6 protein-coding genes are annotated in these 11509 nt (G+C 33.4%); all 6 read left to right on the top strand.

What is annotated here, in order from left to right; all coding sequences use genetic code 11:
- Positions 1-3758: beta strand repeat-containing protein (locus ABWP78_RS01800; protein WP_502905440.1), on the top strand; the 3758-nt coding region annotated here is incomplete at its 5' end.
- Between the two features lie 4 nt (positions 3759-3762).
- Positions 3763-4788: a hypothetical protein gene (locus ABWP78_RS01805; protein WP_353168369.1), complete on the top strand. Its 1026-nt coding sequence runs from the start codon at positions 3763-3765 to the stop codon at positions 4786-4788.
- A 48-nt stretch (positions 4789-4836) separates the two neighbouring features.
- Entirely contained in the window at positions 4837-5457 is a 621-nt protein-coding gene (locus ABWP78_RS01810) for a hypothetical protein (protein WP_353168372.1), read from the top strand.
- Positions 5458-5518: 61 nt separating this feature from the next.
- On the top strand, positions 5519-7267 hold the full coding sequence (locus ABWP78_RS01815; RefSeq protein WP_353168375.1) for a sensor histidine kinase: 1749 nt from the start codon (positions 5519-5521) through the stop codon (positions 7265-7267).
- A gap of 4 nt (positions 7268-7271) precedes the next feature.
- Positions 7272-7901: a response regulator transcription factor gene (locus ABWP78_RS01820; RefSeq protein ID WP_353168377.1), complete on the top strand. Its 630-nt coding sequence runs from the start codon at positions 7272-7274 to the stop codon at positions 7899-7901.
- 143 nt (positions 7902-8044) lie between these two features.
- Positions 8045-11509: hypothetical protein (locus ABWP78_RS01825; protein ID WP_353168379.1), on the top strand; the 3465-nt coding region annotated here is incomplete at its 3' end.

Raw genomic sequence — 11509 nt, forward strand, 5'->3', positions numbered from 1 at the left:
ACGCAGCAAATAAATCAGATGTTACTACTTTAGGAACAAGTGATGTATTATTCCCAACACAAAATGCAGTAAAAACGTATGTGGATGCTCAACAAATTGCTAATGCAACACCAGATGCTACAGCTACTGTAAAAGGTAAAATAAAATTAACTAACGATTTAGGTGGCACAGCAGACTTGCCAACAGTTCCTGGACTTCTAACAAAAGAACCTATAATTGCAGCAGGCACCACTTCACAATATTGGAGAGGAGATAAAACTTGGCAAACGTTAGATAAATCAGTAGTTGGTTTAGGTAATGTAGACAATACCGCCGATGCGGATAAACCCGTTTCAACCGCAGTTCAAACAGCTTTAGATACAAAAGAAAACGCAGCAAATAAATCAGATGTTACTACTTTAGGAACAAGTGATGTATTATTCCCGACACAAAATGCAGTAAAAACGTATGTGGATGCTCAAATATCTAATGCTACAATTCCAGATGCTACCACAACAGTTAAAGGTAAAATTAAATTAGGAGGAGATTTAGCTGGTACCGGAAGTTCTGCAACAAGTCCAGTAATAACAAATAATGCTATTTCTACAAATAAAATTGCAAATGATGCAGTAACTACGGTAAAAATTGCCCCAGGATCTACTAATTCTGTTTTAGTTACAGATGGTTTAGGAGCAGTAGCTTGGTTAGACAAAGGTGCTTTTGGAGCAGTTGCCGATTTAGCTACTATAGAAGGTGTAGGAACCACAGCCAGTCCATTTAAAGTAAAAGACTTAGGAATTATTACTGCTAAATTAGCCAATGATGCCGTTACAACAGTTAAACTTGCTGATGATGCGGTAACAAATGCTAAAATAGGTGAAATAATTTCTGTTGAAAATGGTGGAACAGGATCAAATATGACTACAACTGCTGGTTATGTAAAACAAGCAACCACAGGAGCCAATTTATCTACAGTTTCAACAATTCCTGTAACTGATGTAACCGGAGCTGTTCGTTCTGTAAATGGTGTTGTGCCAGCATTAAACGGTAATGTTGCTGTGATTATTGGAAGAGTTTTTACAGGTTCAACGGTAGACCCTGATTTGGCTACTTCTATTATCAATGCAAGTCCAGCGAAACAATCATCAGATATATATATTGTGGCTTCTACAGGTAACCCAAATAATGGGCGAACTTTTATCTATGATGGTACCAACTGGCTTGAAGTAGCTACAGATTTATCAACTACGGATGCCCGTTACGTAAATTCAGATGGTGATACTATGGAAGGTGATTTAACAATACCTACTGGAACAAAAATTTTTATAGCCGATGCCCCAACAGGTAGTACTGATGCTGTAAATAAAGCCTATGTGGATGGATTGGTAACATCTTCTGCTACGCCAGATGCAACAGCTTCAATAAAAGGAAAAATAAAATTAGCAGGAGATTTAGGTGGAACTGCTGATTCGCCAACGGTACCAGATTTAGTATTGAAAGCACCATTGGAATCTCCAAGTTTAACAGGTACACCATTGGCACCAACAGCAGCAGCAGGAACAAATACCACACAAATTGCTACTACAGCATTTGTAACAGCAGCTACTGCTGGAAAACAAGATGCTATAACATTAACAACAGCTGGAACAGGAGCAGCTTCTTTAGTAGGCGCAACCTTAAACATACCAACACCAAATAACGGAACGGTATCAGAAGTAAGTGCCTTAACTATTGGGACTTCTGGGACTGACATAACATCAACGGTTGCTAGTGCCACAACTACACCTGTGGTTACATTAAATGTACCATCGGCTTCTGCGGCTAACAGAGGAGCATTGAGTGCAGCCGATTGGACTACTTTTAACGATAAAATAGGAGGTAGCGGAACTACTAATTTTGTACCTAAATTCTCAGCAGCTAAAACACTTACAGATAGTTCTATTTTTGATGATGGAACAAAAGTGGGTATAGGAACTGCTTCACCAGCAAATACATTAGAAATTAAACAAGGTACCGCAGGAAACTCTGGATTACGATTTACAAATCTAAATTCGGCAAGTGCAGCTAGCACATCAGCCAGTAAAGTGTTAGGATTGAATAGTACAGGAGATGTTATTTTAACTAATATTCCAGGAACACAAAATATTGTTGATTTCTCAACGGCAACTCCAAACTCAGGCAGTCCTGTTTTTACACCAAATACACCCGCAGATGAATCTGTAGTATATAAATCAGCAGTAGATAATAGTTTATGGACGTACAATGGAACTACTTATGTAACCTATACAGCGCCAGCTTCAACTGCTTGGAATTTAGCCAATACAACTAACGATGCGGGAAGTAACAAAACAAGTGGTATTTTTAGAACAGGAAATGTAGGAATTGGAACAAATAACCCAACAGCGCCTTTAGAGGTGCAATCCACCTCAGTTAATGCTTATGTGGTGGCCGCAAAATTTTTAGCACCCAATAACACTACTGCTGGTAATGCAAGTCAATTAAATTTTGGGGTTTCTGCTACAACGGGTAATAGTGCTGATTGGCGCTATGTTTATCAATCAAATGGGGCCGCTTCAAACCGAGTGGATTTTGGTATGAGTAGTTATGCTGCACCAATGATTAGTTATTTAAATTCTGGTAATGTAGGTATAGGCACTACTGCTCCATTGACAAAATTAGTTGTAAATGACAATGCATACATAGCTAATTTACCTGCTTCGAGTGCTAGTTTAATGGACAATACTACTTTCAGACCGTTAACTCGTTTTCAAACTACTTCAGGAGCAAACAATAACGCGATAAGTCATTATTTGACCACTACAGCTGCCGCTACTCAAGCTCATAATTATTCTACAGGGGCATCCTTGTCTTATGTTTTACAACCAGGTGGAGGTAATGTGGGTATTGGTACGATTGCTCCCGCAATAAAATTACACATACAAGGGATTCAAACCACAATGGGTGCTAATGCTAATTCAACTATGTTACGAATGTCTAGACCTACTTGGTCAGGTTTTAAATGGGGTAGTACGGCACAGTTTAATTTAGGGACGTATGATGATGGAGTTAGTCCAGGTAATTCAAAATCTAGATTGGATTTAGTTTTAGCTAACACTGATGAGTCTTTATCAACCACACCAACAATGACTTGGCTAGGCAACGGTAATGTAGGAATCAATAACACAGCTCCAAGCGCACCATTAGTAGTTCAAGGGGTTACAGGAACTGGTGCTTTGAAATTAATAGCACCTTCAGTAGCTTCTGGTGATAATTGGTGGCTAGGATTTGGACACGGTACTACTTCTACAGATACCAACGACCGCGCTAGGATTGGTTCTGAAATTGTATCAGGTGGTGCTGGGCGCTTATTTTTTACTACTGGTTTACCAGGTGCACAAACAAGAGCGATGTTTATTGATGAAAGTCAGCGTGTGGGAATTGGAACGTTAAATCCTACATCAACATTAGAGGTTAATGGTTCAGCAACAAATTCAGTGGCTTATAACTCAGGTTCAGCAACAGCAATTTTATTTAACAATAGTAATTTAGCTTATACTTCTGCAAGTCCAACAGCATTTTTCCTTCAGGGTATTAAAAATGGAGGAACCTATACGTTAGCCGTACAAGGCACAACTTCTGGAACTGCAAGTTTTTCGGCTGTAGGTTTTACTTTTAAATCAGTAAATAATGGAACAACCATTGCAGGGAAAGACACCTTATATACTTTTGTAGTTATGGGAACAACGGTTTATGTTTATATGGCAACTGGCTTTAATTAAGATTATGAAAAAAGTTTTATTCTTTCTGATTATTCTTTTACAAACACTTGGTTATTCACAAGTGGTTGGAACGCCTTATATAACCCCTCCAGTTGAAGTGCAACGATTAATTTTGGATCAAGTGAGTGTAACCCCTTCATTTGCATTTAGTACTAGGAAATTACGTGCTGATTATTTAGGTTTTGCAATTCGACTTAGACGAAGTACTGATAATGCCGAAGTCGATCTCACTTTTGATACCAATGGAATAATTTCTGACAATAGTGATGCAAAAATTGCAGTTCCAGGCTCCAGCGGATTAGCAGTAAATAGCACACAAACCCTAGCAAGTTTTAGAGGTGCAGCAACGCTATTTGTTACCATTTGGTATGATCAAGGAGCAAATGGCTATCATGGAGTTCAGACAACGACCGCCCGACAACCAGTATTTAGTTTAGGCGTTGCGGGATTAACCAATCAATACGCATCTTTAGTATTCACAGGATCTTCTAAACATAATGTCACTGTCAATCAAACCATGCCTGTATTATTAGGAAGTGGATTGAGAGGAAGTGTCATGATGTTGGCAAAAATTCAAGCCGGAGTTACAACAAATAATTCTTTCGGGTATTCGGATACTAGTGATAATAATAAGCGGTGGTCTGTACACATGAACTGGCCAGATAATAACAATTTTACGTATACCGATTTTGGCTCGTCAACAGATGCGTCTAGAAACTTTCTAAATGATGCAACTGTAGGTTTTAATAAGCTTAAACAATATTCAATGATAAGGAGTACTACAACTAAGACCGTTAAAATGAGTGGTATAACTAAGCAAAACAATATTGCTTTAAGTGTACAATCCATAACCTGGTCGGCGGGTTCTACTTTTGGGGTGGGTTTAACAACAGGTGCTTTAGACACATCTTTTAACCAAAATGGATTTACTGGAAACATTCCCGAATTTATTTTATTTCCAGAACCTTTAACTGTTGCGCAATATTCACTTCTAGAAAACAATCAAATTTTGTTTTGGGGGGCTTATTAGTTTTTCAACAAGCAAAAATTACTAGTTATACATTAAAATATTAAAAAAATGAGACAACTATCTTTTATAATTATACTTTTCTTAACAGTTACTGTTGCTAATGCACAAGGGTATTATTTTAATTTTGGTCAGAATTATACCAAATATGATTATAAAAATTCGTTAGGACAACGAAATTCCAACATAAAATCAGATAATGGATATATGGTAGATTTTGGGTACCAATGGAACATTTTATCAAATGTGAAATGGCAATACAAAGCCGGACTTTCATTTCAACAATTTAATGCGACAGGTAAAAGCGCTACTTATGATTATTCTTGGAAAACAGATTATTTAGGTATTCAAAATACTTTGAGTTATAATATTTATACTTCAAATGATGAAGAAGTAACTTTTAGAATAAACGCGGGGTTTACAGGTTCAAAAATCATTAAAGGGGAACAAATGATTAATAATACTAGATATAATTTAACAAAAGAAGAAGATTTTAAAGGGTTGTTTTTACAACCTCATATAGGTTTGGAAAATGAATTCTTAATAAATGAATCAATAAAACTAGGATTAGGTTATCGTTTTTCAAAAGCGTTTAGAATGAATTCCGAATCTAAAGAAAGTTTAAATTTTATAAATAATGCTATTTATTTAAATTTCAAGTATTCCATTTAATTTTTTTTATTATATTTAAATTTATTGTTCAATCATTTTTGAATAAAAGACACACAGCCCCATGAGTTTCAAGAATCTTTATAAGTTTACTATTATAAAATTTATCAATTTTAGATACAGAAAATATGTGCATTACAGTTTATTATTTTCTATAATATTATTTCAGTTTTTATTAGCACTTTTTATTTATAATGAATTTTATAACGTAAATGAATTAGATAAAATTAATCTCGACCGAGAGAAGTTAAAAAAAGCAGAAGTAATTATTCAAAATACATCTTCTCATTTTAGTGATGCACAAAATGATTTTATTAGTTTTTTAACCAATAAAAATCAAACGACTTTTAATGGTTTTCAAAACAATATGAATACGGGTTTAAAAAAGTTTGATACCCTAAATAATAAGTTGACTGGTAATTCAGGTTTTACAAAATATTTTAAAGAAAATAATAAAGAAGAGTATAAGAACTATCAAATTGCTAAAAGGAAAATTGATTCTTTACAAAAAGCGAATCCATTAACAAACACTAGTGGTTTTGATGATTTGCTAGATGTAAAAAAATTCGATTATAGTCAAATATTAAATAGTGTTAAAGTAGACACTAAAGTTGAAGTTGACAGTGTAAAAAAGAAAGGTTTCTTTGGTAGATTAGGTAATGCGATTTCAGGAGATGTAGAGGTTCAGAAAGAAAAAGTAAACATCATAGTTTCCATGAAGTTTGGAAAAAATGTAAGCTCAGGTAACGTACAACAACAGCTTGGTCAAGCATTCAATAAAACCAATGAATATTACCAAGAGCAAATTAAAAACTTAAAAATTAAATTAAGTTTAAACAAAAATTCCGAAACGGAGTTAATATTAAAAAGTTTTGATTTTTTAGAGAACTCACATACCGCTTTAAAAGCAATTAACTCTAGCTTTGTTTCCTATAAAGATGCTATTGATAAAAAATATAACAAAAAAGAAGCGGAAACAAAATCGATTCGAAGAATTACTGTTTTTGGAATTATTATTTTGGTTTTATTCGTTTCAATTATACTTATCATTTTAACCAAGTTGGCTTTTGGCTATGAAGAAAGACTACTTGTTGCGAATAAAACCATTCGGGAAAATTTAATATTTAAGGACAAATTAGTTTCTATGATAAGTCATGAAATTAGAACGCCTTTATCGATACTTTCTTTATACAGTATTCAATTAAAAAATAAAATTGTTGACCCAATTATGAAACAATTATTTGAGTCGATTACTTTTACAACTAATTCTGCTAATTTATTGGCGAGTCAGATTTTAGATTTTTCCAAAAATGAACAAAAGAAAATAGCTTTAAAAACGTCAATTTTCAATGTAAAAAACGAATTAATTGAGGTTTTAAATGGTTTGAAAACTTTAGTTGAACAAAAAGAGAATACCTTAAATATTGCCCTAAACTTACCCGATGATTTAAATGTTACTTCAGATGTTGTAAAAATGTATCAAGTTTTTTACAACTTAATTGGTAATGCAAATAAGTTTACCGAAAAAGGTATAATTGATGTGCAAGCTAAAGTTGTTAACGTGTCCTCTAAAATTTATAAGTTAGAAGTCAGCATTTCTGATACGGGTAAAGGAATTAGCAAACAAGATATAAATGCTATTTTTACAAACTTTTATCAAAGTGTTGCAGAAGATAAAGTACACAATTTAGGAGCTGGATTGGGATTGTACTTGTGTAAAGAATTAATTGAGCTTTTTGATGGAGAAATTACTATTGAAAGTAAAATAAATAAAGGCACCAAAGTAAATTTTTATTTAAATTTTTCAAAATAAACAGATGAGCACGACTTTAACTCCTAACATACTTATAGCAGATGATCACGCTATAATTCGAAATGGTCTAGAAATGTTACTTTCTAGTATAGGTAAGCAATTTTCTTTTTTTCATGCCTCAAATAAAGTGGAGATTTTTGATAATTTGAAGGAAAATACAATTGATTTAATTGTGTTAGATTTAAATTTTGAAGAAGGAAATGCCATAACTTGGATAAAAGAAATAAAAACTGTTTTTCCAGAAGTTAAAATTATTATTTTTTCTTCATTTGATGAATCGGTTTATAAAAATAGAGTGTTGTCTTTAGGAGCGAATGCATTTATTTCAAAATTAAGTATGCCAGAAGAAATAATCTTAGCTTTTGAACAAACCTTATTTGAAGACGAAATCGTTTTAAAAATTAAAAAATTTCATAAATCTAACAAAACTTCTTTGTTACATGTACTATCAAATAGAGAAATGGAAATTGCTTTATTAATGGTAAAAGGAGTGGCTAATTTAGAAATATCAAATATATTAACTTTAAAAAAATCAACAGTAAGTACCTACAAACAGCGAATATACGATAAATTAAATGTATCTTCTGTTGCAGGATTAATTGAAATATTTAAAGTAAACAGCGGCATTAGCTAATTTGTAGAACTAATTCTACAATATTTATTTATTTAATTTTATTTATTACATTTGCACAGAATTAAAAACCACAAAAAATTTAATTTAAATTATTGAATTTCAGCGTTTTAATTTTATAAATTTGTTTAAATATTTTTAATAAAATGAATAATTTTAAGTATAGTGTTGCTGTTATAGTTACTCTATTTATATCTTTTATAGGTTTTAGTCAGTGTAATACGGCAAACTTTACAGTTACTAAAGTTAATGGCACCTGTTTTTCAAATGGTTCTATTACAGTTGCAGTGCCCACCTCAACAGATTGTTCGGCATGGGTAGCCGAAATTGTAAAAACAGCAGCAGGAAGCACTCCAATAGCATTAACTGTGCCTATAACTGGAGGAAATGTTTTGTTTTCTTCACTTACAGCTGGCAACTATAATATATCACTCTCAAATGGTTTTACAACGGTACAATATGCAAATAATCCTGTTGTTTTAACCTCAAGTTATGTAAATATGAGCGTGTCTAGTACAACCATTCCGCCTGCTTGTACAAATACATCACCAGGATATATACCAAACGGAACCCTTACTGCAAATATAACTGGTGGAACAGGTCCTTTTTTTTATAAATTAATAACTTCAGTAAGTACTCAAACAGCAACATCTACATTAAGAACTTATACCTTTAATGATGTACCTGGAGGGGAACAAGTTACTTTACAGGTAACGGATCAAGTAAATGGCACACCTGGATGTGAAAACACAATTACACAAACCCCAACTACTGTAACGCAAACTGCAGCGGATTTAAATTATGGTTTTAGAGCATATAATTTTGTAAGAGAATGTAGTGATTGTGCAACAGCAAAATTTTTTATTAATTTAGATAATTTAACGACTGCTAGGAAAAATATTTTAATACAACTCGGAAATGCAAAAATTACTATATCCGGTATAGATTATCCATTAACCTATATTTCGGCACAAAATAGATTTACTTACGATCCAGTTGCAACAGGAGGTCCTAATTTGTCACATGGCATGCAAATTAAAACAACATTTAATTGGGGCTGTAAAATATTAACTCGAACAAATACAGTAGATTTAAACAATAATTTTTTGAATGTTTTTTCTACTAATTTAATGAATCCCGATTGTTCTTTTAAATACAAAATTACAGTAATTGGAGATAGTGATAATACTAATACTGGATATACAGATAGGAATATCTATTTTTGTGAAAGTAATACGGTTGTTATTGAAAGAAGAATTTCAACTAGCCCTGATGTTTGGCAAATAGTTTCTGGTTCCGATATTTCACCTGACCCTGCTACTTTGACCAATGATTTAAATGTAGTTGGAGCTTTAACAGCAGCGATACCTTCAGGAGCTAATGCTTTTTTTGTCTATCAAACAGGAGTGTATAGAGTAACCGCAACAGATGCTTGTCATAGTGTGTCAAGAACAATTACAATTACAGATAATATACCTATTAATTCACTTAATGCGGTTTCAAAAACTTCTGTACTTTCTGGCACAGTAGGTTTTGAAGTGTATACAAACTCGTTTAGTGGACAATATCCACTAACCGTTAAAGTTGAACGTGTAGACGGACAAACTTCAATGCCAATATCCGCAACAAATCCTCTTTCGTCAACTGGAAATTATACCATAAATTTTCCAATTATAAGAACATTTAATGCTAACCCAGCCTGGTTTAATATTTTAGATCTACCACCTGGAAACTATAAAATTCAATATTCCGATGGGTGTACGGCAACTACTGGTAATACTAAAATACAAACTATTAATTTAACAAATGTTGCAGGTTATAATCCACAGTTTTCAGTTGTGGAAGGTTGTAGTAATTCAAATAGCATTAATTTTAATTTGAATCAAAATGCGAATACATTTCTTCCTACTTACACACAATTAAAAACTACTTCAGGAGCATTATTGCAGTCTATTGCTGGAACTTCAGGCGTGTTTAATAATGTAGCATCAGGTAATTATATTTTAAATTTTACTACTTCAGGTGCCACTGGGACTGCTTTCTCAGCTGCTTTAAATGCATTTGCTCCTTTCAATTATACTAAATCAATAACTGTAGCACCGTTTCAAAATTTCGCAATAACAACTAGCAGTGTATTGTGTGATTTAAATGATTCAAATTCAGGCATAGTAAGTGCTCAAGCAGTTAATGGTACAATTATTTACCCGTTAAGTTTTAGTTTATATAGCACTTCAAATGCAACTACACCGATTCAAGGACCTTTTACTGTTTCTAGTCCCAATACTTCTTATGTTTTTACTAATGTCCCTATTGGAAATTATTTTGTAAGAGTAGCATCAGCTTGTTTTAGTTTAGATAAAAATTTAACTGTTTCCTCTGTGTCAACGGTTCCAACGGCTCAAGTAACTAATCCTACGATTTGCCCAGGAAGCCCAACTACGGTAGCAATTATTTCAGCCACAAATAATTTATATGATATTACATGGACGGATCAAAATAACAACGTAATTGGAACTGGTATTCCTATAACTTTAGCACCATTGGTAACTACAACCTACACGGCAACATTTGCATTAAAAGCAATATTTGGTTGTCCAAATACAATTACTTATCAATCCAATGTTACAGTTACTGTAACGCCAGATCCAAATTTAGGATTATCTGTTTCAGATATTAATTTATGCGATGGAACATCACCAAGTATAACAATTTTAAATACACAAAATGCATTTACATATGAAATTGTTAATTCAATTGGAACCTCGTTTTCACCGCCTTTACTTGTAAATGGAACTGGAGGAATTGTAACTATTCCTATTCCTAACACAATTACTTTAGTCGCAGGGCAAACTTTAAACGTTAAAGCAACAAATGGTAATGCTGGCTGTACTGGAATAATGACAGATGTTGTCCAAATATTGAATGGGACATTTACTATTGCTTGTCCAACTTTCCCATCTTCTACAGTTCAATGTTATGCGGATTTACCTTCACAAACTAGTTATACAGTTACTCAATTTCAAGCATTAGGTAATGGAAATGGGATTATTGACGTGGTAGGATGTGGAGTAATTGAAATAACAGCTAGTAATAGTTTAAACCCAGGATGTAATGCAAATGCAATTCGTACCTATACAATTACTGAATATGCAGATCCAAATAATAATGATGTAAGAGATCCTGGAGAAAACTCCGTTTTGAATACAGCTATTTGTTCTCAAACAATTAACATCAATGATACGACTGCACCTGTTGTAACAGGAACTTTAACAGCTTCAAATATAAATGGTTGTTCAATAGCAGATGCGCCAGCCGCGATGACTTCGATAGCCGCTTTAGAAACAGCAGGGTTATCGATTTCAGATAACTGTACTTCTGATGCGAATTTAGTTGTAACCAGTGTAGATGGAACAGCTTCAGGCACTTGTTCAATTTCATTTACAAGAACATATACCATAAAAGATGCTTGTAACAATGCAACTACAGCTACACAAACTATCAATATTAACGATACGACTTTACCAGTTGTAACGGGAACATTATCAGCAGTAAATGCAAATGGTTGTTCAATAGCAGATGCGCCAGCCGCTATGACTTCGATAGCCGCATTA

Source organism: Flavobacterium sp., from assembly GCF_040402955.1.
GTDB lineage: Bacteria > Bacteroidota > Bacteroidia > Flavobacteriales > Flavobacteriaceae > Flavobacterium.